This is a genomic window from Streptomyces collinus (assembly GCF_031348265.1).
GTDB lineage: Bacteria > Actinomycetota > Actinomycetes > Streptomycetales > Streptomycetaceae > Streptomyces > Streptomyces collinus.
The window spans coordinates 3,197,302-3,220,004 of sequence record NZ_CP133771.1; the positions used below are offsets into that span (position 1 = coordinate 3,197,302).

Sequence of the window (22,703 nt, forward strand, 5' to 3'; positions counted from 1 at the left end):
ATGACGGTGAAGCAGCTGTCGCTGCCGGAACTGGCCGACGGCTGCGCCCGGCTGGGCATCCGCAACGTGGGGCTCTGGCGCGAGCCGGTGCAGGCGTTCGGCCTGGAGGCCGCGGCGAAGCTGGTGCGGGACGCCGGGCTGACGGTGACAACGTTGTGCCGGGGCGGGTTCTTCACCGCGATCGACCCGGGCGAGCGTGCGGAGGCCCTGGCCGACAACCGCCGCGCGATCGACGAGGCGGCGACGCTGGGCACGGACACGCTGGTCCTGGTCTCGGGCGGTCTGCCCGCGGGCTCGAAGGACCTGCACGGCGCCCGGGAGCGCATCGCCGACGCCCTCGCGGAACTCGGCCCGTACGCGGAGCGGCACGGCGTCCGGCTGGCCATCGAGCCGCTGCACCCCATGTACGCCTCGGACCGCTGTGTGGTGTCGACCCTGGCCCAGGCCCTGGACATCGCCGAACGCTTCCCGGCGCACCAGGTCGGCGTCACGGTCGACACGTACCACATCTGGTGGGACGACACCGCCCCCGCGCAGATCGCCCGGGCGGGCGCGGGCGGCCGTATCCACACCTTCCAGCTCGCCGACTGGACGACTCCCCTCCCCGAGGGCGTCCTCACCGGCCGCGGTCAGATCGGCGACGGGTCGATCGACATGCGGGAGTGGCAGGACCACGTGGAGGCGGCCGGCTACACCGGTGCCATCGAGGTGGAGCTGTTCAACGACGTCCTGTGGGCACGCGACGGCCAGGAGGTCCTGGCCGAGACGGCGCGGAGGTTCATCGAACACACCCGCTGACCGCGCCCCGCGGACCACGCCTCCGCCCCGCCCCCGTGTACCCGGGGGCGGGGCGGTGGCGTGCCGGGGCCGCCCCGGGCCGTTCCGGATGCACCCGTCCCCCGGGCGTGACACGCTTTTCCCAAGGACTCGGCCGGTCGTAGTGCTCTCTCTTCCCCTCGCATCCTGATTCGGAGAGCAGCCATGGCTGACTTCCTCGTCAACACCACCAAGTCCGGCGACCAGCTCCAGCCCGCCGTCGACGGCTTGTTCGGCACGCAGTTCCTGGAGCTGTGGTCGGACGACAGCGACTTCGTCATCAAGGGACAGTTCCTGGGGGACGACGGCGACAAGCTCGGGAGCGAGTTCGCGGTCAGTGCCCAGCCGGCGGACGGGCCGGGGGTGCGGCCGCTGTGGCCTTCCGTGCTGTCCGCCGGGATCAGCGGCCAGTTCGCCGTATGGCTGGAGACGCCGTTCGGCATGCCCGGGCCCAGCCCGTCCGTGAAGCTCCAGCGGTTCACCGAGGGCCGGAAGGCCGGTCCGGAGACGCTCGTCACGGCCGACGCGGATCCGAAGGTCCGGCCTTGCCTCGCGTTCATGATCGACGGTGGTGTGCTGGTCACCTGGGCGAGCCGGCGGCCCGACCAGCGCATCCGCGCGCGGCGTTTCCGTGCGGACGGCAGCCCGGCGACACCGGAGTTCACGGTCAGCACCACCGAGGGCTTCCACGAGAAGCCCGCCGCGTCGATCCTCACCAACGGCAACGTCGTCGTCGCCTGGTCGACCGATCCCTCATCGATCGGCGGCGGCCGGCTCACGCTGCGGTTCTTCGACTTCGAGGGCAATGCCCTGGGCGGGGAGATCCAGCCCGACGTCGGCGGCTTCACCGGGGTCAACGCGATCACCCTGCTCGACAGCGGACGGTTCGTCGTCGCGCACATCGAGCGCATCCAGCCCAGCGACCTGGGCAAACCGCAGACCACTGTCGCGGCGAGCATCTTCCAGCCCGACGGCACCGAGACGTTCGACATCACGGCCGGCAACCCCCGGGGCTTCACCCGGAGCTCCCCGGCCCTGTCCCGGCTGCCCGGCGGGCGCTTCCTGATGGCGTGGGTCGAGGAGAGCGCGGACACCCACGACACCGTGCCGACCGTGATGGCCAAGGTCTGCTCGGAGAGCCAGGGTTCACTCGGCGACCCGGTGCGGGTCAGCACGGCCGACCCCGGGAACCGGTCCCACACCTGCACCGCGACGGCCTTCGGCAACGGCCCGGAGAGCGCGATCATCACCTGGGACGACGACAGCCACCTCGACGGCGACACGGGCTTCGGCGTGCGGGCCCGCACGTTCCACATCAGCCCGCCCGGGATGCTGGTCGAGGCGTCCTAGGGGCGGCCGCCGGGGCCCGGGGGCCCGCGGGGTGAGGGAGGCCAGCCCCACTCCGCCCACCAGCAGCGCCGCCGCGCACCACCGCAGGGGGCTCACCGGCTCGCCGAGGAACAGGAACGCCGACGACATGCCGAAGACGGGGACCAGGAGGGAGAACGGCGCCACCGTGGAGGCGGGGTGGTGGCGCAGCAGGAAACCCCATGCGCCGAAGCCGAAGACCGTGGTGATCCAGGCGACGTAGAGGATCGTGCCCGCGCCCTGCCAGTCCAGCGCGCGCAGGGCCGCCAGGTCGCGCGAGGGGCCCTCGGTGAGGAGGGAGAGGGCCAGCAGGGGGAGGACCGGGACCGTGCTGACCCAGACCATGAAGTTCAGGGCGTCCGGCGGAGCGGCCTTGCGGGTGAGGACGTTCGAGGCGCCCCAGCACGCCGCCGCGCCGACGACCAGGGCGAACGCGCCGAGTGGGCCCGAGGTGCCCTCGTCCACGGCCGCCACGGCGATACCGGCGAGGGCGGTCAGCATGCCCAGCAGGCGGACGCGGGACGGCCGTTCGCCCAGGGTCAGGGCCGCGATCGCCGCCGTGAACACCGCCTGGATCTGCAGGACCAGGGAGGACAGACCGGCGGGCATGCCCGCGTCCATGCCGACGAAGAGCAGGCCGAACTTCGCGACGCCCAGGACCAGGCCGACCGCCACGATCCACTTCCACGCCACCTTCGGGCGTCCCACGAGGAACACCGCCGGGAGCGCCGCCGCCAGGAAGCGCAGGGCGGAGAAGAGCAGGGGCGGGAAGTGGTCCAGGCCGATCTCGATGACCGTGAAGTTGACGCCCCAGACGGCGGCGACCAGGACGGCGAGGGCACGGTGTGACGGGCGCATGCCGTGAGCATCGCGTCCCGCGACCGTGAAGCACCAGCGATGATTGCTGCATGGTTGGATGAAGCATCTCTAAGCAGAAGCCCCGCTGACCAGAAGCCCCGCTGAAAGCACGTCGAGCAAAAGCACGCTGAGCAGCAACAGCATCGCCGAGCACGCCCCCGGGCGACCCGCTCAGCAGAAAGGAGCCCCCCGTGCTCGATCTCCAGCGGCTGCGCGCCCTGCACGCCGTCTCCGTGCACGGCACCGTCGGCGCCGCCGCGCTCGCGCTCGGGTACACGCCCTCCGCGGTGTCCCAGCAGATCGCCAAGCTGGAGCGGGAGACCCGGACCGTGCTGCTGGAGCGGGAGGGGCGGGGCGTGCGGCTCACCGACGAGGCCAAGCACCTGGTGGCGGCCGCACAGGAGTTGCTGGCCATCGTGGAGCGCGCCGAGACCGAACTGGAGGAGCGGCGGGGCCGGCCGGCGGGGCGGCTGACCGTCGCCGCGTTCCCGTCGGCGGCACGCGGGCTGATGCCGGGTGTGCTGGCCGAGCTGGGCCGCAGGCATCCCGCCCTGGACGCCCGGCTCTGCGAGGTCGATCCGCATCTGTCGGTCGACCTGGTGGCGAAGGGCGCCGTCGACCTCGCCGTGGCGCACGACTGGGACATCGCGCCGCTGCCCGCCCCGCCGGGTCTGGAGCAGGCGGTCATCGGGGACGACCTGTGCGATCTGCTCGTCCCCGAGGGGCATCCCTTCGCCGGGCGGGCCGCCGTGCGGCGCGAGGAGCTGGGCGGCGAGCGGTGGATCTGCCAGCCGCCGGGGCGGGTCTGCCACGACTGGCTGCTGCGGACGCTGCGCACGGCCGGGCACGAGCCGGACATCGTCCACCAGGCCGACGAGAACCCCACCCTGGTGGCCCTGGTCGCGGCCGGGCTCGGGGTCGCGCTCATCCCGCGGCTGGGGCGCGGGCCGCTGCCCGCCGGGGTGGTGGCGGTGGCGCTCGATCCGATGCCGGTGCGGCGGCTGTACGCGCTGTGGCGGACGGGTGCGGCGCGGCGTCCGGCCATCGCGGAGACCGTACGGGTGCTCGGTGAGCTGTGGCCGGGAGTGGAGGCTCATCCGCCCCGCTGACCCCCTGGTTCCCCTGTGTACCGACTTGCGGAAATCCGGGCCGGGCCGGGAACCCGGACCGGACCGTCCCCGTCCAATCGCAGGCCACCGGAGAGTCACCACGGTGCGGTGTCGGCCCTCGCCACTGGCTGCGATCGCTGACCACCCTCTCCGCCGTACCGCGGCCGGCGGCACCTGCCGCCATCGGCGCGTCCCCCTCCAACCGCGCCGGTGGCGGCCCCTCGGCGGTTACCGTGCATTCCCTTGACTGGCAGAAACTTCCCGGATATTGGTGACCTCTTGGAAGTTTCCTTCAGCGGATCCGCAACGGATCACCTCCGGAAGGAGCGCACGTGCACGACACCGGCACGGGAAACACGGGAAACACGGCTCAGCCCTCCAGACGCACCCTCCTCGCCGCCACGGCCGGCGTCACCGCCGCCCTCGCGGCCGCCGGGCCCGCGCGGGCCGCCGCCCCTGACGACAGCCGGCTGCGCGCCCTCGTCTCCCGCATGACGCTGGAGGAGAAGGTCGGCCAGCTCTTCGTGATGCGGGTCTACGGCCACTCCGCCACCGCCCCCGACCAGGCCGACATCGACGCCAACCTCAAGGAGATCGGGGTCCGTACGGCCGCCGAGCTGGTGGCGAAGTACCGGGTCGGCGGCATCATCTACTTCGCGTGGGCGCACAACACCCGCGAGCCGCACCAGATCGCGGACCTGTCCAATGGCATCCAGAAGGCGTCCCTGGAGCTGCCGCGCGGTCTGCCGGTGCTCATCTCCACCGACCAGGAGCACGGGATCGTCGCCCGGGTCGGCAGGCCCGCCACGCTCTTCCCGGGCGCCATGGCCGTCGGCGCGGGCGGGTCGCGGTCCGATGCGCGCACCCTCGGCCGGATCGCGGGCGCCGAGCTGCGGGCGATGGGGATCCGGCAGGACTACTCCCCCGTGGCCGACGTGAACGTCAACCCGGCCAACCCGGTCATCGGCGTACGGTCCTTCGGTGCCGATCCGCGGGCCGTGTCCGCGCTGGTGGCCGCCGAGGTCGCCGGGTACCAGGGGTCCGGGGTCGCCGCGACCGCCAAGCACTTCCCCGGGCACGGGGACACCAACGTCGACAGCCACACCGGCTTCCCCACCATCACCCACAGCCGCGAGTTGTGGGAGAGGCTGGACGCCCCGCCGTTCCGGGCGGCGATCGCCGCGGGCATCGACTCGATCATGACCGCCCACCTGATGGTCCCGGCCCTCGACGACTCCGGCGATCCGGCGACCCTCTCCCGGCCCATCCTCACCGGCATCCTGCGCGAACGCCTCGGCTACGACGGAGTCGTGGTCACCGACTCCCTCGGCATGGAGGGCGTACGCACCAAGTACGGCGACGACCGGGTGCCGGTGCTCGCGCTGAAGGCGGGCGTGGACCAGCTCCTCAACCCGCCCGATCTGGACCTGGCCTGGAACGCCGTCCTGACCGCCGTGCGCGAGGGCGAGCTGACCGAGGCCCGGCTCGACGCATCGATCCTGCGGGTGCTGCGGCTGAAGTCGAAGCTGGGACTGTTCCGTTCGCCGTACGTCGGTCAGGCCGGTGTGGACCGGACCGTCGGCACCCGGGCGCATCTGGCGGCGGCCGACCGGATCGCCGAGCGGACGACGACGCTGCTCGTCAACGAGGGGCGGCTGCTGCCCCTGTCGCGGCGCCGGCACCCCAAGGTGCTGGTGGTCGGCGCGGACCCTGCCTCGCCGTCCGGCACGACGGGGCCGCCCACCGGCGTGCTCGCGGGCGCGCTGGGCGCGCTGGGCTTCACGGCCACGGCCCTGTCGACCGGCACCGCCCCCTCCGCGGCGACCATCGCGAAGGCGGTCGCCGCGGCGCGGGACACCGACGCGGTCGTGGTGGCCACGTACAACGTCACGGCGGGCAGCGGCCAGAAGGCGCTGGTGGAGCAGCTCGTGGCCACCGGCAGGCCGGTCGTGGCGGTGGCCGTCCGCAACCCGTACGACGTGGCCCAGCTGCCGTCCGTGCCGGCCTGCCTGGCCGCCTACTCCTGGACCGACGTCGAACTGCGGGCCGCCGCACGGGTGATCGCCGGGCGGGTGAAACCGCGCGGGAAGCTGCCGGTGGCGGTGCAGCGGGCGGATGATCCGGAGCAGGTGCTGTACCCCATCGGCTACGGGCTGTCGTACTAGACGTACGCCACGGCCCGGGCGCACCACCCCCAACGTGCGCAAACCGCCCCATGTGCCTGGCGTGCGCCCGCGACGGCGGGTCACGCTGGGCGAGCACACTCGGGGGGTCGGCGATGCGTGGGAGAAGTTCCGTGGGGGTGGTCTGGGGACTGGTGGCGCTGCTCGGCACGCTGCTGACCGGCTGCCAGAGCCCGTCGGGCGGCGTGGCGGAGGACGGCCGGCTGGGCGATCCCGCGACCGGCAGGACCGCGCAGACCGCCACGGCGTCACCGGTGCCGACCCGGCCCTCCGGATACGGGGCGGTGTTCCTCGCGGTCGGCGAGTGCAGCTCGTTCGGTACGACCAGCTTCACCGAGGTGCCGTGCGCCGGTGAGCGGGCGGCGGCCCGGGTCACGGCACGGCACGACGGCACGGTGCGGGACGGGCCGCGCTGCCCGGCGACCACCGACTTCGTGCTGCACATCAGCGAGCAGCGGCCCGCCTCCGACGAGGACGGCGACGGGGCGGTCCCGCAGGGCTACGCCTGCATGCGCAACCTCCAGCCGCCGCACCCCGGCGACCCGGGCGGCGGGGGCGGGCCCCGCACGATCGTGGGCGACTGCGTCTACGGCTCCGGCGACGGGCAGGTCCGCGAGACCGCCTGCGACGGCGAGGGCGAGCGCAAGCCGCAGTACAAGGTGGTCCGCGCGGTCACCGACCGCGCCGACTGCCCCGGCCCGACCGCCCTGTACGTCCGGCTGGGCGGGAAACGGCCGGTGGGGTGCGCCCGGCCGCTGTGAGCGGGGCGTTGGCCATCGCCCGCGTCACCCCAAGAGCCTGTTGCGCGGGAGTCTTCGCCGGGCCTCGGCCATCTGGTCGCGGACGTGCTGCGGGGGCAGGTCCGCCGCCAGCCGGGCCAGTTCCTCGAAGGTCGACAGGTACGTTCCGGTGCTGCCCTCGCCCCGCAGCTCCCTCTCCCGCTCCACGAACGGCCGGACGGCCTTCCAGACCGAGACGATCCGCGTGCGCAGGACCGTGACCAGCAGCGTCTGGTCGAGCAGACCGAAGACAGCGAGGTTGGCGAAGGACTGGTAGTAGTACACGACGCTGCAGAAGGCCGTCTTGGCCTCGGCCGGTAACCCGCGTACTCCGTCCGCCGGGTCGTGCTCGGCCCCCAGGCGGGTGCACACGTAGTCGTGCTGTTCGTGGAACTCGGCGGACCGGAACTCCCGGAGCAGATCGATCAGCACCGAAATGTGGTTGGCGTGCTTCGCGATGCGGGCCTGCCGTGTGCTGAACACGATGGAGGTCACCACTGCGACGACGGCGATGGCCGTGGTCGCGACGTTGAAGACGACAGAACTGTCCATCAGGTCACCGTACGGAGCATTCACCGCGCGCGCAGGAACATGCGAACCGCCCCTCGGCCAGGGGGCCGAGGGGCGGTCGTAGCCGGGCTGCGGGCGGTTACGGACGCAGCGTCATCTCACGCTGGACGTCCCGCTTGTCGAGCTTGGCGTCGAACTTCGCCAGCGGCTTGGCCGCCTGCGGGTCCGCCTGCACCGAACCGGAGGCGACACCGGCCCAGTCGAGGATGCGGGCGGTGGCGAGGGCCTTCTGCTCGGGCACGAGGCCCGCGACGTTGGCGCCGTGGTTCATGCCGGGGGCGGTCATGACGTAGGAGTCCTTCGCGCCCTTGCCGACGCGGAAGGGCTCCGCACTCCACGGGTCGTTCTGGCCGTTGACGAAGAGCATGTGGCGGGCGTTGTGCCGGACCCAGGTGTCCACGTCCCGCATCGCCGACGGCTGGAACTTCATGGGGATGTCCCGGGGGACGAAGTTGCGCGGCGGCTGGTAGCCGTAGCGGATGTACTGCTTCTCGATGTGCGGGAAGCGGATGGTCGGCGCGCCGAGCTGGGTGCCGGCCTGGTAGTAGTACGGCGTGTAGGTCGTCAGGCCCTGGTCGGCGTAGGCGGAGAACCCGGAGATCGTGTCGACGGAGTCCCAGATCTGGTCGTCGGTGGCGTTCTTGGCGTCGGCCGGGATCTGGTCGCAGTCGGACAGCAGGCTGTACTGCCAGAAGCCCCACACGTAGTCGAGGACGGTCGCCTCATAGGCCTTGTCCAGGCTGCCGATGGTGGTGAAGGTGAGGCCGTTCTCCTGCGCGAAGGCCGCGTACTTCTTCTCCAGCGGTTCGCGGCGCACCAGCGCCTCGCGCTGCACGCCGTTGAGGCGGTCGCGGCACTCCTTGGTGCCGACGCGGGCGAAGAAGCGGTCGTAGGCCGAGTCCTCCTTGTTCACCACGTCGTTGGGGGCGACGTAGGCGACGACGCCGTCCATGTCCCGCGGGTAGAAGCGCTCGTAGTAGGTGGCGGTCATGCCGCCCTTGGAGCCGCCCGTGGAGATCCACTTCTTGCCGTAGATGCCCTTCAGCGCCTTGAAGACGCGGTGCTGGTCGCTGGCGGCCTGCCAGATGTCCAGCTTGGACCAGTCCGCCGGGGCGGGCCGCGACGGGGTGAAGAAGCGGTACTCCAGGGAGACCTGGTTGCCGTCCACGATCTGGGTCGGCTCGCTGCGGCGGGGCGTCGTGGAGACGTTGTAGCCACTGGTGAAGAACACCGTCGGGCGCGCGACGTCCTTGTGCAGCACGGTGATGCGCTGCTGGAACGTGCCCTTGGACGGCTTGCGGTGGTCGACCGGCTGCGTGTAGTTCAGGACGAAGAAGCGGTAGCCGGTGTACGGCTTCTCCTCGACCAGGCTCATGCCCGGTATGGAGAGCAGCCTCTCCTTGATGTCGGTGGTGCCGGCGGCGTCGGCGGCGGTGGCCGCTCCCGCCGTGCCCAGTGTGCCTATGAGCACCGTGAGCGCCAGCAGCCATCTGAGCGCCTTGCGCATGCGCACTCCCCTGTGAGACAGATGTGCGCCGGAAGCTAGCGGACCAACTCACCGGAGCACCAGGGGACATAGGGAAAACCCTGTGCGCGGGGGGCGTGTGACGGGGTGCGCGGCGTCCGTCAGCAGAGGATCCAGCCGGAGCTGAACTTCCCCTGGCCGACCTGGCCCTTGAGCCAGACGCAACGGCGCCCGGCGTGCACGATCACCGGGCCCGCGTGGTAGGCGTACTTGCCCGCGTCGACGACCGGCCGGTTGCCGCGCGCCTGCACGCTCACCGACATCTTGCGCTTCACGCCGGGCTTCTTGGTGAGGGTCACGGCGCAGACGTACTGGCCGCGTTTGTAGACGAGCACGGTGCCGGTGGAGAACGACAGGGTGCGGACCTTGCGGCCGGGACAGTACGCGGAGGCGGCCTGCGCCTCCCCCGGCGCGGCGACGGCGAGCAGCCCGGAGGCGGTCAGCACGGCCAGTCCGAGCGCGAGCCGCCGGCGTATCGCTCCACTGTGCACTCTCGTCCTCCCGTACCGCGCCGTCCGCGACCATCGGCGTACGCCAGTACGGACGCATGACGTATGTCGGATGGTTGCACGAGCGTTACGAAAACGCGGTCGGGCGGCTCCGTCAGCGGGACGCGCCGACCGGCTCCTCCGGCTCGGCGGCGCCGATGAACGTCCGCCACAGCTGCGCGTACCGGCCGCCGCGGGCGAGCAGTTCCTCGTGGGTGCCGTCCTCGGCGACCCGGCCGTGGTCCATGACGACGACCCGGTCGGCGCGGGCGGCGGTGGTGAGGCGGTGGGCGACGACGAGGGTCGTACGGCGGCCTGCCAGGCGGTCGGTGGCCTGGTTGACCTGGGCCTCGGTGGCCAGGTCCAGGGCGGCCGTGGCCTCGTCGAGCAGCAGGACGTCCGGGTCGACCAGCTCGGCGCGGGCCAGCGCGATCAGCTGGCGCTGCCCGGCGGACAGGTTGCGGCCCCGCTCGGCGACCTCGTGGAGGTAGCCGCCCTCCAGCGTGGCGATCATGTCGTGCGCGCCGACCGCGCGGGCCGCCGCCTCCACCTCGGCGTCGGTGGCGTCGGGACGGCCGTAGGCGATGGCGTCGCGGACGGTGCCCTGGAAGAGGTACGCCTCCTGCGGGACGACCCCGAGACGGTGCCGGTACGAGGTGAGGTCCAGGTCCCGCAGATCGCTGCCGTCGACGGTGACCCGGCCGCCGGTCGGATCGTAGAAGCGGGCCACGAGCTTGACGAGGGTCGACTTGCCCGCGCCGGTCTCGCCGACGAAGGCGACGGTCTGCCCGGCCGGGATGCGCAGGTCGACGCCTCCCAGGGCCGCCTCGCCCTCGTCGGCGGCGCCGTAGGCGAAGTGCACGTCCTCGAAGGCGATGTCGCCGCGCAGCGACAGCACCTCCACGGGTTCGTCGGCGGACTTCGTCGACGTCGGCTCCCGCAGCAGCTCCTGGATGCGGCCGAGCGACACGGTCGCCTGCTGATAGCCGTCGAAGACCTGGGAGAGCTGCTGCACGGGCGCGAAGAAGAGGTCGATGTAGAGCAGGTACGCCACCAGCGAGCCGATGGCCAGCGTCCCGGCGTCGACCCGGGCCCCGCCCACGATCAGCACGGCCGCCGCGGCCACCGACGACAGGAACTGCACGAAGGGGAAGTACACCGAGATCAGCCACTGGCCCCGGATGCGGGCCTCACGGTAGTCGGCGCTGCGTCCGCCGAACCGCCGCTCGCCGTCCCGCTCGCGCCGGAACGCCTGCACGATCCGCAGCCCGGACACCGACTCCTGGAGGTCCGCGTTCACCACCGACACGCGTTCGCGGGCCAGCTCGTACGCCTTCACGCTCGCGCGGCGGAAGAAGAAGGTGGCGATGATCAGCGGCGGCAGCGTCGCGAAGACGACCAGTGCCAGCTCCACGTCGATCACCATGAGCGCCACCATGATCCCGAAGAAGGTGACGACCGAGACGAAGGCCGTGACCAGGCCCGTCTGGAGGAACGTCGACAGCGCGTCGACGTCGGTCGTCATCCGGGTCATGATCCGCCCGGTCAGCTCGCGCTCGTAGTAGTCGAGCCCGAGGCGCTGGAGCTGGGAGAAGATCTTCAGCCGGAGCGAGTACAGCACCCGCTCACCGGTGCGCCCGGTCATCCGGATCTCACCGATCTGGGCCGCCCACTGCACCGCGACCGTCAGCAGTCCCAGCAGTGCCGCCGCCCACACCGCGCCGAGCGCGGCCTGGGTGACGCCGGAGTCGATGCCGTGCCGGATCAGCACGGGCAGCAGCAGGCCCATGCCCGCGTCGGTGGCGACCAGGGCGAGGCTGACCAGCAACGGCAGCCCGAAGCCGCCCAGCAGGCGGCGCAGGCCGTAGGACGCCTCGGGCCGGACCGCCTTCGACTCGTCGATGTCCGGGACGTCGGCCGCCGGGGGCAGCGCCTCGACCTGGGCGAGCAGCTCGGGGGTGGCGGGGCTCTCGGCGAGGGCCAGGTCCTTGCGCTCGCGGTCGCCGGTCCACAGCCGCGGGGTGACCCCGCGCTCGGCGTCGAACTCGGCGTCGAGCTCGTCCCGTACGGAGGTGTCCTCCCGGGGGCAGGCCGGCTGGGTGTGGCCCGGGGAGACCGCGCCCAGCTCGTCCGGGTCGGTGAGCAGGCGCCGGTAGAGGGCGGACCGCTCCTGGAGTTCCTCGTGGGTGCCGAGGTCGGCGAGGCGGCCGCCGTCCAGGACGGCGATGCGGTCGGCGAGGTTCAGGGTGGAGCGGCGGTGGGCGATCAGCAGGGTCGTGCGGCCCCGCATGACGCCCTTCAGGGCCTCGTGGATCTCGTGCTCCACGCGGGCGTCCACGGCGGAGGTGGCGTCGTCCAGGACCAGCAGGCGCGGGTCGCTGAGGATGGCGCGGGCGAGGGCGACGCGCTGGCGCTGGCCGCCGGAGAGGGTGAGGCCGTGCTCGCCGACGGTGGTGTCGTAGCCGTCGGGGAGCTCACTGATGAAACGGTCCGCCTGGGCGGCCCGGGCGGCCTTCTCGATCTCCTCCTGGGTGGCGTCGGGGCGGCCGTAGGCGATGTTGTTGCGGACGGTGTCGGAGAAGAGGAACGAGTCCTCGGGGACGAGGCCGATCGCGGCGCGCAGCGACTCGGTGGTCAGCTCGCGCACGTCGTGCCCGCCGACCAGGACGGCCCCGCGGGTGACGTCGTAGAAGCGCGGCAGCAGGAGGGAGACCGTGGACTTGCCGGAGCCGGAGGAGCCGACGACGGCGAGGGTCTCGCCGGGGCGGATCTCGAAGGACAGTCCGTCGAGGACGCTGCCGGCCGCGCCGGGGGCGTCGTCGTAGCCGAAGGAGACGTCGTCGAACTCGACCGTCGCGGGGGCGTCGGCGGGCAAATCCTTGTGGCCGTCCTCGATCGACGGCTCGGTGTCGATCAGTTCCAGGACGCGCTCGGTGCCGGCCCGAGCCTGCTGGCCGACGGTGAGCACCACCGCGAGCATGCGGACCGGGCCGACCAGCTGGGCGAGGTAGGTGGAGAAGGCGACGAACGTGCCGAGCGTGATGTGCCCGCGCACCGCAAGCCAGCCGCCGAGGGCCAGCATCGCGACCTGGCCGAGCGCGGGGACGGCCTGGAGGGCCGGGGTGTAGACGGAGTTCAGGCGGATGGTGCGCAGGCGGCCCGCGAACAGCCGCCGGCCGACCTCCCGGAGCTTGCCGGTCTCCTGCTCCTCCTGCCCGAAGCCCTTCACCACGCGTACGCCGCTGACGGCGCCGTCGACCACGCCCGCGACGGCGGCGGCCTGGGCCTGGGCGTACCAGGTGGAGGGGTGCAGCCGGGTGCGGCTGCGCTTGGCGATCCACCAGATGGCGGGCGCCACCGCCAGGGCGACCAGGGTCAGCGGCACGGACAGCCAGGCCATGATCACCAGGGAGATCAGGAAGAGCATGAAGTTCCCGATGGTCATCGGGAGCATGAAGAGCAGGCCCTGGATGAGCTGGAGATCGCTGGTGGCGCGGCCGACGACCTGGCCGGTGGACAGCTCGTCCTGGCGGCGGCCGTCGAGCCGGGTGATCGTGCCGTACATCTCCGTCCGCAGGTCGTGCTGGACGTCGAGGGCGAGACGGCCGCCGTAGTAGCGGCGGACGTAGGTGAGGACGTAGACGACCAGCGCGGCGGCGATGAGGAGACCGGCCCAGGTGGTCATGGACCTTCTGTGGTCGCTGATGACGTCGTCGATGATCACCTTGGTGATCAGCGGGACGAGGGCCATGACGGCCATGCCGGCCAGCGAGGAGCCGAGGGCGAGCACGACGTCCTTCGGGTGGCGCCATGCATAGGCCCACAGTCGTCGTGCCCATCCCCGTTTCGGTGTCACACCGGTGCCTTCCGTCCGTCCTGAGCTGCCGGAAGGCGACAACGCGCAACCCACCCGATTTCATCCCGCGGCGCCACCTCCCCTACCAGGGGACGAGAAAACACCCGACCGAGGACCTAGGACCGGGCTAGGGTCTGCCGTCATGGTGCTCATACTCGCCCAGGTGTCGCGGGGGCCCCGCTTCGCGCGCACCGAGACCATGGTGGCCCTGGCAGCCGCCCTGTGCTGGCGACTGCTCGCCTTCGCGATGTACGCGGAGGGCTACGACCTCGACCCCAGCGCGCCGCGCCAGATGTCCGGAGACGCGGAGATCGCGCGGCTGGCTCTGCTCCTCGCGGTCTCGGTCGCGGTGACCTGGTCGCTGCGCCTGCTTCCCTGGCCGCCGCTGCGCACCGCGGTGGACGCACTCGCCGTCGTGCGCCTCGCCGCGGTGCTGCTGCTGTCCGCGGTGATGGCCCTGGCCCTGCTCACCGGGGTCCGCGTCCCGCTGCTGGGCTGGGAGATGTGATCACACCTCCTGTTCGGTCAGATCCGTACGCGCAGGAAGTAGAAGCGGGTCGTCTGGGCCGCGTTCTGGTTGTCGTCGCTGACCAGCAGGACCTTCAGGGTGTTCCGCGTGCGGCCCGTGATCGTCATGCCCTCGATGTTGTCCAGGAGGGGGTTCGGCTGGGGCTGCCTGGCCGTCGCCCCCAGTGACGGGCAGGTGACGAGGTCGGTGAGCAGGGTTTTCCTCATCGCGTGGCGCGGGTCGGCCAGGTACAGGCGGACGGTGTTGCCCACGCCGGCGGTGAAGCCGCGTTCCAGGACCAGGAGGCGGCCGTCGGGCGTGGCCTGGATCTCGGGTACGCCGAGGCCGGGGTCCGTGCGGTAGGTGTACCGGGCGGCGAGCCGGAAGTGGCTCCCGTGGCGGGTCCAGGTCTGGAAGCGGAGGGTGTCGGCGGGGTCGCCGGCGAGGGCGTACTCCATGGAGGCGACGAGGGTGCGGCCGCCGGGCAGCAGGGTGAGGCCCTCGAAGGTGCCGTTGGGCTGTCCCCGGCCCGCGGGGCTCACGCGCAGGTCGTCCGGGACGGGGAGGCGGTCGAGGATCTCGCCGGTGCGGGAGTAGCGGCGTACCGACGGCTCGGTCTCGGAGGTGACGAGGTACGTGCCGTCGCGGTCCACGACCAGGCCCTCGGAGTCGAGCGCGGCTCCGGTCTCGTCGGCGAGGGGGGTCACGGACCGGGGGCCGAGGGTCCTCGCGTCCAGGCGGAACAGTGAGGAGCGGTCGGAGAGGGCCGCCAGGGAGCCGTCCCGGTCCACGGCCAGCGCGGAGAGGTTGCCGACGAAGGTGTCGTCGTAGGCCGTCTTGTCGAGCGCGTCGGAGAAGCGGTCGATGGCGACGGACGGCGAGCAGGAGTGGGACGTGGCCTGTGCTGGGCCGGCGGCGGTCAGACAGGTGACCGCCGCCAGGCCTGCCGTGAGGAGGGCGAGGTGGGTTCTCAGGGGCATGGGCGTCACCGTAGGGCGGGCCGGTGACGCCCGGTGGGCGGCTGGGTGAAGGGCGGCCGTTCCGGTGAGCCGGCCGCCCGGGTAGCCACTCGCCCCGCCTTGTGGCTGTTTGCCCGGATGTGGAACGTCCTTCCGCCCGTGCTCTACACGATCCTCGCCGTCGTCAGGAGGCTCCTGGATCTTCTCGGCCCGGCCTCCCCCGTCAACTCGCCGCCAGATCCCTGTGGATGACCTTGGCCACGGCCTGGATGGTGGTGATGCCGTAGTTCATCGTGCTGTTGCCGTGGGACAGCACGGTCATCACGTAGTCGTGGCCGCCGCCCTTGAACGCGCCGACGCTGTGCACCCGCCAGCCGTTGGTGGAGCGCTGCAGCCAGCCGTTCTTGACGGCCACGGTGACACCTGAGGGCACCCCGTACGGGGTGCCCCAGCGCTGGGACGAGACGACCTGGCCCATCAGCTTGATGATGTAGGCGCGGGAGTTGTCGCTGAGGACCGCGTTCTTGGCGGTGAGGAGCTTCAGCAGCTTCTGCTCGTCGGTGACGGTGATCTGCGTCAGACCCCAGTAGCCGTTCGCGCCGGGCTTGGTCTGTGTCATGCCGGCGGCCGCGAGGAAGTTCTTGATCTTCGTCATGCCGAGCTGCTTCCACAGGGTGGAGGTCGCAGCATTGTCCGACTTGGTGATCATCGCCTTGGCGAGGGTGTTCTCGCGGTCGGTGAGGTACCGGTTCGTCTTCTTCGCGTCCCACAGCAGCGTGGCGAGGACGGTCACCTTGACGATGCTGGCCGAGTCGTAGGCGGAACTCGCCCGCAGGGTGCAGGTCGTGTTGGTGCTGCGGTCGTAGAGGCCGACGGCGACCGTGCCCTTGCGGGTGGCGAGCGCGGCGGTGATGTCCTTCTTCAGCTTGGCGGCGAGCCCCGCCTTGGCGGACGTGCAGGTCACGGCCGGAGCGGCGGCGGAGGCGGGCGTGGCGGTGGCGACGAGCGGCACGAGAACGCCCGTACCCACGGCCGCCGCCAGCACTCTCGCGCGGCGGGATATCCCAGAAGTCATGCACCACATGACTCCCGGACGGGAGCGAATGGTTGTAGGTGTGGCGAAGTCTTGTGCGAGTCGTTACCGGAGCCTGCCCGGTTTCACAGGCGGCGGCCAGCTCCGGCACAGCGGCCTCCCACCGTGGCCGCCCACCATGCTCGGGTGACATCAGCCACCGAAACCCAGCTCCGCACCGCCGGGCCCCCGCCGGTTCCGCCGAAGGACGCCGCCCCCGCGCCGCGTTGGTCCCTTCCCGCGCTGCTCGCGGTCCTCGCCCTGGCCGCGGTGCTGTACTCCTGGAACCTGTCGGGAGCCGGCCTCAACAGCTTCTACAGCGCCGCCGTGCTGAGCGGCACCGAGAGCTGGAAGGCCTGGTTCTTCGGCTCGCTGGACTCCGGGAACTTCCTCACCGTCGACAAGCCGCCGCTGGCGCTGATGGTCATGGGCCTGTCCTGCCGGGTCCTCGGCTACGGCACCTGGCAGATGATGGCGCCGATGATCGTGGCGGCCCTGGCCACGATCTGGATCCTGCACTCCTCGGTGAAGCGGGTGTTCGGGCACGCGGCGGCGGCCGTGGCGGCGCTCGTCCTGGCCCTCACCCCGATCACGGTCGCCATCAACCGGGACAACAACCCCGACACCCTGCTGGTGTTCCTGATGGTGGCCGGTGCGGCCCTCGCCCTGCGCGCGACGCGCGACGGCCGGCTGCTGCCGCTGCTCGGCTCGGCGGCCTGCTTCGGGCTCGCCTTCAACACCAAGATGCTCCAGGGGTACATCGCGCTGCCCGCCGTGTTCGTGGTGTATCTGTACGCGGCCCGGCCCGCGTTGGTGAAGCGGGCCGTCCATCTGGTCCTGGCGGGGGTGGTGCTGGCCGTCTCCAGCTTTTGGTGGGCCGCGGCCGTGTCGCTGGTCCCGGCCTCGGAGCGGCCGTACATCGGCGGTTCGACGGACGGCACCGCCTGGAACCTGATCATGGGCTACAACGGACTCGGCCGGATCCTCGGCGGCGAGGGCAACGGCGGGGGCGGCGGGGGCGGAGGCTTCGCCGGCACCGCGGGCCTCGGACGGATGTTCAACGACATCCTCGGCGGCCAGATCTCCTGGCTGCTCCCCTTCACCGGCGTCGCCCTCGTCGGCGGCCTGCTGCTGTGCGGCCGTGCCGCGCGCACGGACCTCACCCGGGCCGCGCTCGTGCTCTGGGGCGGCTGGACCGTGCTGCACTACCTGACCTTCGCCCTGGCCGAGGGCACGATGCACCCGTACTACACGACCGCGCTCGCCCCGGGCGTCGCGGCGCTGTGCGGGGGCGGCGGGGTGCTGCTGCTGCGGGCCTTCCGCGCGGACCGGCGGTGGGTGTGGGTGCTTCCGCTGGCGCTGGGGGGCACGGCCGTCTGGGCGGCGGTGCTGCTGCGGCGGGCCTCCGGCTGGAACTCCTGGCTGTGGCCCGCCGTCCTGGTCGTCATGGCACTGGCCGTGGCGGGCCTGCTCGCCTTCCGCTCCGGCACCTCGGGGCTGCGACTGCGGCTGCTGGCGGTGTCGGTGGCGGCGGCGGTCGTCGCGGCGGTGGCGGGACCGGCGGCGTACGCCTGGTCCGTTCCGTCGTCGGGAGCGGGCGGCGGCATGAGCGGTACGAACCCGACGGCCGGGCCGACCACGGGCAGCGGCTTCGGCGGGCCCGGGGGTGGTGGCGGTGGCGGTGGCGGTGGCGGTGGCGGTGGCCGAGGGTTCCCGGGCGGGGGGTCGGGCGGTCCCGGTGAGGGCGGTCAGCAGGGCGGCAGCGCCCAGGCGGGGGGCGGTTTCCCCGGTGGCGGGCTGCCGTCCGGCGGGCGGAGCGGGCAGGCTCCGGAAGGCTTGCAGGGCGGGCAGGCTCCTGGCGGCACTCAGAACGGGCAGGCTTCCGGTGGCACTCAGAACGGGCAGGCTTCCGGTGGCACTCAGAAGGGGCAGGCTTCCGGTGGCATGCAGGGCGGCCCCGGCGGTGGCGGCATGGGCCGCGGTGGCGCGAGCAGCGAGCTGATCGCGTACCTCAAGAAGCACCAGGACGGCGCCAAGTGGCTGCTGGCGGTGTCGAGTTCGCAGGGTGCCGCCCAGCTCATCCTGAGCAGCGGGGAGCCCGTCATCTCGATGTGGGGCTGGTCCGGCAGCGACAAGGCGATGACGCTCGCCAAGCTCAAGGAGCTGGTGAAGCAGGGCGAACTGCACTACGTCCAGCTCGGCGGCGGCATGGGCGGCGGCCCCGGCGGCGGCTCCTCCGTCAGCTCCGAGGTCACGGCGTGGGTGCAGAAGCACGGCACGGAAGTGAAGGAGAGCGACTACAGCAGCCGTACGAGCACGGACTCCGGCAACGGCTCCGAATCCTCGGCGCAGTCCGGCCAGTCGGCCGTCTACCGCCTGGACGCGTCCGACGTCAGCTGACCCCACCCACCGCACACCGGCGAACGGCCCCGACCCAAACGACAGGCCCTGGGTCCGGGGCCGCTCCCGCGTCCCCGATCATGGACACCGGTGTCCGGCGATCGGGTGAAGGGGAGCACAACGGTGGGCTACTGCCTGGAGATGAGCACCGGCGACATGAGAACGGTGGTGCGGCTGCTCACGGCGGTGGAGCGGACCGAGCAGCAGGAGCGCACCCTGGCCCGGGTGCGCACCGAGTGCGAGCGGACCGACGTCCGCTTCCAGGAGCAGGGCATCGACCTCGACGTCTCCATCAGCCGCGCCCTGGACGAACTGATCGACGGCACCCCGAGCACCGACCTCTGCCCCTCCTACAGTTACGCCTTCTACCAGGCCGTCGCGGCGCACTTCTCCGACCCCACCGACCTCGGCGCCTGGCGCCGCCCGGCGTGGTTCTACGCCATGGACGACGAACTGTCCCGGCACGGCGTACCGTCCGACCTGCTCCCGGGCACGTTCCTGTTCAGCGGTCCGCCGCTGCGGCTGCCCCACCCCGGTGACGCGGTGCCCGCGATCGGCACCCTGCCGGCCCAGCGGGCCTCCGCCCTGGCCGATGCCTACGGGTCCGTACTGAGCCGCCTGGATCCCGAATTCCGCGGCGCGGCCCGCCGGTTCATCGACGCCATGCGGTTCGAGGCGGAGGAGTGGGAGAGCGCCCGGAAGCTCGGGAGGAATCCGGACACGCTGCTCTTCTGGTTCCACTGACCACTGCCGGAACTCTTGACGCCGCCTTTCCCACCGGGATACTTGCGGTCGACAGCGCGCCAACTGCCGTGTCATACAAGGACTTTGTGTGGACGGTGGCGCCGCTTGTACGAGATCCCGAACGTCGTGCGAAGTTTCGCAAGTTTCGTGACGACCACCCCCACTGGAGGATCCGCATGAGCCCACGCAAGGCACTCGTCGCCGCCGTGACCGCCGCACTGCTGGCCGGTCCCGGCGTCGCCCAGGCCGCCACGGTCCAGGCCCCGCCCGCCCCCGCCCGGGAACGCGCCGCGGCGGCCACCATCACCTGGTCCCTCGTCCGCGCGAGCAACCCCACCGCGGACCAGCGCTCGGCCTACGACCAGATCACCAAGGCCATGAACGCGGCGGTGGCCCGCTACAACAACCTCAGCGACCTGGGCAAGACCCTCACCGTCCGCTACGAGCCGGGAGTCCCCACCGCCGACGGCAACATCAACGGCACCATCCGCTTCGGCAGCAACCGCAGCTACATGAACGAGCGGACGGCACTGCACGAGATCGCCCACACCATCGGCGTGGGGACGAGCTCGGGCTGGTCCCGCCTGGGCGGCAGCGGCACCTGGACCGGCGGACAGGCCACCGCGCTCGTCAAGCAGTACGACGGCTCGGGCGCCAAGATCTCCACCGGCGGCGGCCACTTCTGGCCCTACGGCCTGAACTACGACAACGAGTGGTCGGGCACGGCGGCCGACCGCCACGTCCACATCGTCGCCGCGATGGTCCGCGACGGCCTGTAGACGGCCTCGCGGGTCCGGCCGGCGCTCACCCCAGGTGCGTCGGCGCGAACATCCGCAGCACGGCCGGGAGCAGGACCACCGAGGGCCCGGGCGTCTTCAGCGCCTTCGCGAGGTCCTGCTCCAGGTTCTCCGGAGTCGTCCGCACCCCGGGCACGCCGAAGGACTCCGCGAGGGCCACGTAGTCCGGCCGGGTCAGGTCCGTCGCGGTCGCCTCCCCGAAAGCGTCGTTCATGTACTCGCGCAGGATGCCGTAGCCACCGTCGTCGACGATCAGCCAGGTGACGTCCAGGTCGTACTGACGGGCCGTCGCCAGCTCGGCGATCGAGTACAGGGCGCCGCCGTCGCCGGAGACGGCGAGGACAGGGCGGGTCGGGTCGGCCGCCGCCGCGCCCAGTGCCGCCGGGAAGGCGTAGCCGAGGCCGCCCGCGCCCTGCGCCGAGTGCATGTGGTTGGGGCCCTTGGCGTCGAAGGCCGACCAGGCCCAGTAGGCGAGGATCGTCATGTCCCAGAAGGACGGGGAGTCGGCCGGGAGCGCCTTGCGGACGGACGCCAGCACGTCCTGCTCCAGGGTGAGTTCCTGGGCGGCGATGCGGTCGGTCACCTTGGCGAGCAGCTCTCGTACGCGCTCCGGGGCTTGGGGGTCCTGTCGTTCGGACACCGTCTCCAGCAGCGCTTGCAGCGCGAGGCGGGCGTCCGCGTGGATGCCCAGCGCGGGATGGTTGGACTCCAGCTTGCCGAGGTCGGCCTCGATCTGGACGACCCGGCCCCGGGGCTTGAACGTGTGGTAGTTCGAGGAGAGTTCACCGAGGCCCGAACCGACGACCAGGAGGACGTCGGCGTCCTCCAGGAAGTCGGTGGTGTGCCGGTCCTCGATCCACGACTGGAGCGACAGCGGGTGCTTCCAGGGGAACGCGCCCTTGCCGCCGGGGGTGGTGACGACCGGCGCCTGAAGCCGCTCCGCCAGCTGCTTCAGTTTGCCGGAGGCGTCCGCCCGGACCACTCCCCCGCCCGCGATGATCGCCGGACGGGCGGCCTTGGACAGCAGGTCGGCTGCCACGGCGGTCAGTTCGGGGCGCGGCGGCAGCTCCTCGGGGAAGGCGTCGCCGCCCGTGACGACCGGGATGGCCGTCTCGGCGAGCAGGACGTCCTGCGGGATCTCCACCCACACCGGGCCGTGCGGGGCGCTCAGCGCCGACTTCCAGGCCGCCTCGATCGCCGAGGGGATCTGCGACGGGGTGCGGACGGTGTGGACGGACTTGACCACGCCCCGGAACGAGGCGGCCTGGTCCGGAAGTTCGTGGAGGTAGCCGTGCCGGCCGCCGCCGAGGCCCGCCGTCGGGACCTGGCTGCTGACGGCCAGCACGGGAGCGGAGGCCGCCGCCGCCTCCTGGAGGGCCGCCAGGGAGGTCAGGGCCCCGGGGCCGGTCGACAGCAGTAGCGGCGCGGCCTCACCGGTGATCCGGCCGTACGCGTCCGCCGCGAACCCGGCGTTGTTCTCCACCCGCAGGCCGATGTACCTCAGGTCCGAGCGACGCAGCGCGTCGAAAATGCCGAGGGCGTGCTGGCCGGGCAGCCCGAAGACGGTCGTCGCGCCCAGCCCGGCCAGCGTCTCCACGACCAGGTCTCCGCCGGTGCGGCCGGGAGGAGGGTTGAGGGCGGCCTCCGTCTGGGCGGGCGTGGGGCGGAGCACCAGGTCGTGGTCGTGAGTCACTTCGCTTCCGAGTCCTTCCGGGCCGCGGCGATCTGGCGCGACATGATCGTGGTCAGTTCGTAGGCGGTGTGGGAGGCCGCCACCGACGTGATCTCCGCGTGGTCGTACGCGGGGGCCACCTCGACGACGTCGGCCGACACCAGGTTGCAGGATGCCAGGCCGCGCAGGATCTCCAGCAGTTCGCGGGAGGTCATGCCGCCGGCCTCGGGGGTGCCGGTGCCGGGGGCGTGGGCCGGGTCGAGGCAGTCGATGTCGATGGAGATGTACAGCGGCCGGTCGCCGATGCGCTGGCGGAGCTGGTCGGCGACCTCGTCGGCGCCGCGCCGGTAGACGTCGGCGGAGGTGACGATGCCGAAGCCCATCTTCTCGTCGTCGGTGAGGTCCTGCTTGCCGTAGAGCGGGCCGCGGGTGCCGACGTGGGACAGGGCGGAGGTGTCGAGGATGCCCTCCTCGACCGCGCGGCGGAACGGGGTGCCGTGCGTGTACTCGGCGCCGAAGTAGGTGTCCCAGGTGTCGAGGTGCGCGTCGAAGTGCAGCAGGGCGACCGGGCCGTGCTTCTTCGCGACCGAGCGCAGCAGGGGCAGGGCGATGGTGTGGTCGCCGCCGAGGGTCATCAGGCGGGCGCCGGTGCCGAGCAGGTCGTCCGCGGCGGCCTCGACGGTCTCGACGGCCTCGTTGATGTTGAACGGGTTCACGGCGATGTCGCCGCCGTCCGCGACCTGGGCGAGGGCGAACGGGGAGGCGTCCTGCGCCGGGTTGTACGGGCGCAGCAGCCGGGACGCCTCACGGATGGCGTTGCCGCCGAAGCGGGCGCCCGGCCGGTACGAGACGCCCGAGTCGAACGGCACGCCCACGACCGCGACGTCGGCCCGGCCGACCTCGTCCAGCCGGGGCAGCCGGGCGAAGGTCGCGGGGCCCGCGTACCGCGGAACGCGGGAGGAGTCGACGGGCCCGCGGGGAGTCTCGTTGCTGCTCATG

The 22,703-nt window shown here is 72.1% G+C and carries 17 protein-coding genes; 8 read left to right on the forward strand and 9 right to left on the reverse strand.

Annotated elements, in window-relative coordinates:
• A complete protein-coding gene (locus tag RFN52_RS14380; RefSeq protein ID WP_184853892.1) occupies positions 1–798 on the forward strand; it encodes a sugar phosphate isomerase/epimerase family protein in 798 nt (265 codons plus the stop codon).
• A gap of 1,164 nt (positions 799–1,962) precedes the next feature.
• Here the strand turns inward: RFN52_RS14380 and RFN52_RS14385 are convergent.
• Entirely contained in the window at positions 1,963–3,042 is a 1,080-nt protein-coding gene (locus RFN52_RS14385; protein WP_311240955.1) for an EamA family transporter, read from the reverse strand.
• Between the two features lie 191 nt (positions 3,043–3,233).
• Here RFN52_RS14385 and RFN52_RS14390 point away from each other — a divergent pair, with 191 nt between their 5' ends.
• From RFN52_RS14390 to RFN52_RS14400, 3 genes are all read left to right on the forward strand, one after another.
• Entirely contained in the window at positions 3,234–4,151 is a 918-nt protein-coding gene (locus tag RFN52_RS14390) for a LysR family transcriptional regulator (protein WP_184846597.1), read from the forward strand.
• A gap of 332 nt (positions 4,152–4,483) precedes the next feature.
• Positions 4,484–6,316 (forward strand): glycoside hydrolase family 3 protein, encoded by a 1,833-nt coding sequence (locus tag RFN52_RS14395; RefSeq protein WP_184846599.1) that lies wholly within the window; start codon positions 4,484–4,486, stop codon positions 6,314–6,316.
• A 113-nt stretch (positions 6,317–6,429) separates the two neighbouring features.
• The gene (locus tag RFN52_RS14400) at positions 6,430–7,095 is read left to right on the forward strand and encodes a hypothetical protein (protein WP_184846601.1); all 666 of its coding nucleotides are present in this window, start codon (positions 6,430–6,432) and stop codon (positions 7,093–7,095) included.
• Positions 7,096–7,119: 24 nt separating this feature from the next.
• On the opposite strand, the gene RFN52_RS14405 is transcribed toward RFN52_RS14400, so the two are convergent.
• From RFN52_RS14405 to RFN52_RS14420, 4 genes are all read right to left on the reverse strand, one after another.
• Positions 7,120–7,665, reverse strand: coding sequence for a DUF4760 domain-containing protein (locus RFN52_RS14405; protein ID WP_184846603.1), 546 nt, complete (start codon positions 7,663–7,665; stop codon positions 7,120–7,122).
• 97 nt (positions 7,666–7,762) lie between these two features.
• Complete coding sequence (locus RFN52_RS14410; protein ID WP_184846605.1) at positions 7,763–9,190, reverse strand: S28 family serine protease; 1,428 nt, start codon at positions 9,188–9,190, stop codon at positions 7,763–7,765.
• Positions 9,191–9,309: 119 nt separating this feature from the next.
• Positions 9,310–9,699 (reverse strand): hypothetical protein, encoded by a 390-nt coding sequence (locus RFN52_RS14415; protein WP_184846606.1) that lies wholly within the window; start codon positions 9,697–9,699, stop codon positions 9,310–9,312.
• 112 nt (positions 9,700–9,811) lie between these two features.
• Positions 9,812–13,552, reverse strand: coding sequence for an ABC transporter ATP-binding protein (locus tag RFN52_RS14420; protein WP_184846608.1), 3,741 nt, complete (start codon positions 13,550–13,552; stop codon positions 9,812–9,814).
• 142 nt (positions 13,553–13,694) lie between these two features.
• Between RFN52_RS14420 and RFN52_RS14425 the strand changes: the two genes are divergently transcribed.
• Complete coding sequence (locus RFN52_RS14425) at positions 13,695–14,060, forward strand: hypothetical protein (RefSeq protein ID WP_184846610.1); 366 nt, start codon at positions 13,695–13,697, stop codon at positions 14,058–14,060.
• Between the two features lie 17 nt (positions 14,061–14,077).
• Here the strand turns inward: RFN52_RS14425 and RFN52_RS14430 are convergent, their stop codons facing one another.
• Together RFN52_RS14430 and RFN52_RS14435 are read right to left on the reverse strand one after the other, a co-directional pair.
• Entirely contained in the window at positions 14,078–15,040 is a 963-nt protein-coding gene (locus tag RFN52_RS14430; protein WP_184846612.1) for an esterase-like activity of phytase family protein, read from the reverse strand.
• A gap of 202 nt (positions 15,041–15,242) precedes the next feature.
• Entirely contained in the window at positions 15,243–16,094 is an 852-nt protein-coding gene (locus tag RFN52_RS14435) for a serine hydrolase (protein ID WP_184846614.1), read from the reverse strand.
• A 144-nt stretch (positions 16,095–16,238) separates the two neighbouring features.
• Here RFN52_RS14435 and RFN52_RS14440 point away from each other — a divergent pair, with 144 nt between their 5' ends.
• From RFN52_RS14440 to RFN52_RS14450, 3 genes are all read left to right on the forward strand, one after another.
• On the forward strand, positions 16,239–18,491 hold the full coding sequence (locus tag RFN52_RS14440; RefSeq protein WP_184846616.1) for an ArnT family glycosyltransferase: 2,253 nt from the start codon (positions 16,239–16,241) through the stop codon (positions 18,489–18,491).
• Between the two features lie 123 nt (positions 18,492–18,614).
• Positions 18,615–19,235, forward strand: a complete 621-nt coding sequence (locus tag RFN52_RS14445) for a DUF7691 family protein (RefSeq protein ID WP_184853893.1) — start codon at positions 18,615–18,617, stop codon at positions 19,233–19,235.
• Positions 19,236–19,411: 176 nt separating this feature from the next.
• Positions 19,412–20,014 carry a hypothetical protein gene (locus RFN52_RS14450; protein WP_184846618.1) on the forward strand — a complete coding sequence of 201 codons (603 nt, stop codon included), beginning with the start codon at positions 19,412–19,414 and terminating at the stop codon, positions 20,012–20,014.
• A gap of 25 nt (positions 20,015–20,039) precedes the next feature.
• On the opposite strand, the gene RFN52_RS14455 is transcribed toward RFN52_RS14450, so the two are convergent.
• Positions 20,040–21,725 carry a thiamine pyrophosphate-binding protein gene (locus RFN52_RS14455; protein ID WP_184846620.1) on the reverse strand — a complete coding sequence of 562 codons (1,686 nt, stop codon included), beginning with the start codon at positions 21,723–21,725 and terminating at the stop codon, positions 20,040–20,042.
• A complete protein-coding gene (gene speB, locus RFN52_RS14460; RefSeq protein WP_030838119.1) occupies positions 21,722–22,702 on the reverse strand; it encodes an agmatinase in 981 nt (326 codons plus the stop codon). The genes RFN52_RS14455 and speB overlap by 4 nt, the downstream gene beginning before the upstream one ends.
• Between the last annotated feature and the right edge of the window lies 1 nt (position 22,703).

Excerpts from the sequence above, each read along its gene's own strand:
- RFN52_RS14380 (WP_184853892.1), top strand. The coding sequence starts at position 1 with ATGACGGTGAAGCAGCTGTCGCTGCCGGAACTGGCCGACGGCTGCGCC.
- RFN52_RS14385 (WP_311240955.1), bottom strand. The coding sequence starts at position 3,042 with ATGCGCCCGTCACACCGTGCCCTCGCCGTCCTGGTCGCCGCCGTCTGG.
- RFN52_RS14400 (WP_184846601.1), top strand. The coding sequence starts at position 6,430 with ATGCGTGGGAGAAGTTCCGTGGGGGTGGTCTGGGGACTGGTGGCGCTG.
- RFN52_RS14405 (WP_184846603.1), bottom strand. The coding sequence starts at position 7,665 with ATGGACAGTTCTGTCGTCTTCAACGTCGCGACCACGGCCATCGCCGTC.
- RFN52_RS14410 (WP_184846605.1), bottom strand. The coding sequence starts at position 9,190 with ATGCGCAAGGCGCTCAGATGGCTGCTGGCGCTCACGGTGCTCATAGGC.
- RFN52_RS14425 (WP_184846610.1), top strand. The coding sequence starts at position 13,695 with ATGGTGCTCATACTCGCCCAGGTGTCGCGGGGGCCCCGCTTCGCGCGC.
- RFN52_RS14430 (WP_184846612.1), bottom strand. The coding sequence starts at position 15,040 with ATGCCCCTGAGAACCCACCTCGCCCTCCTCACGGCAGGCCTGGCGGCG.
- RFN52_RS14435 (WP_184846614.1), bottom strand. The coding sequence starts at position 16,094 with ATGACTTCTGGGATATCCCGCCGCGCGAGAGTGCTGGCGGCGGCCGTG.
- RFN52_RS14450 (WP_184846618.1), top strand. The coding sequence starts at position 19,412 with ATGAGCCCACGCAAGGCACTCGTCGCCGCCGTGACCGCCGCACTGCTG.
- speB (WP_030838119.1), bottom strand. The coding sequence starts at position 22,702 with ATGAGCAGCAACGAGACTCCCCGCGGGCCCGTCGACTCCTCCCGCGTT.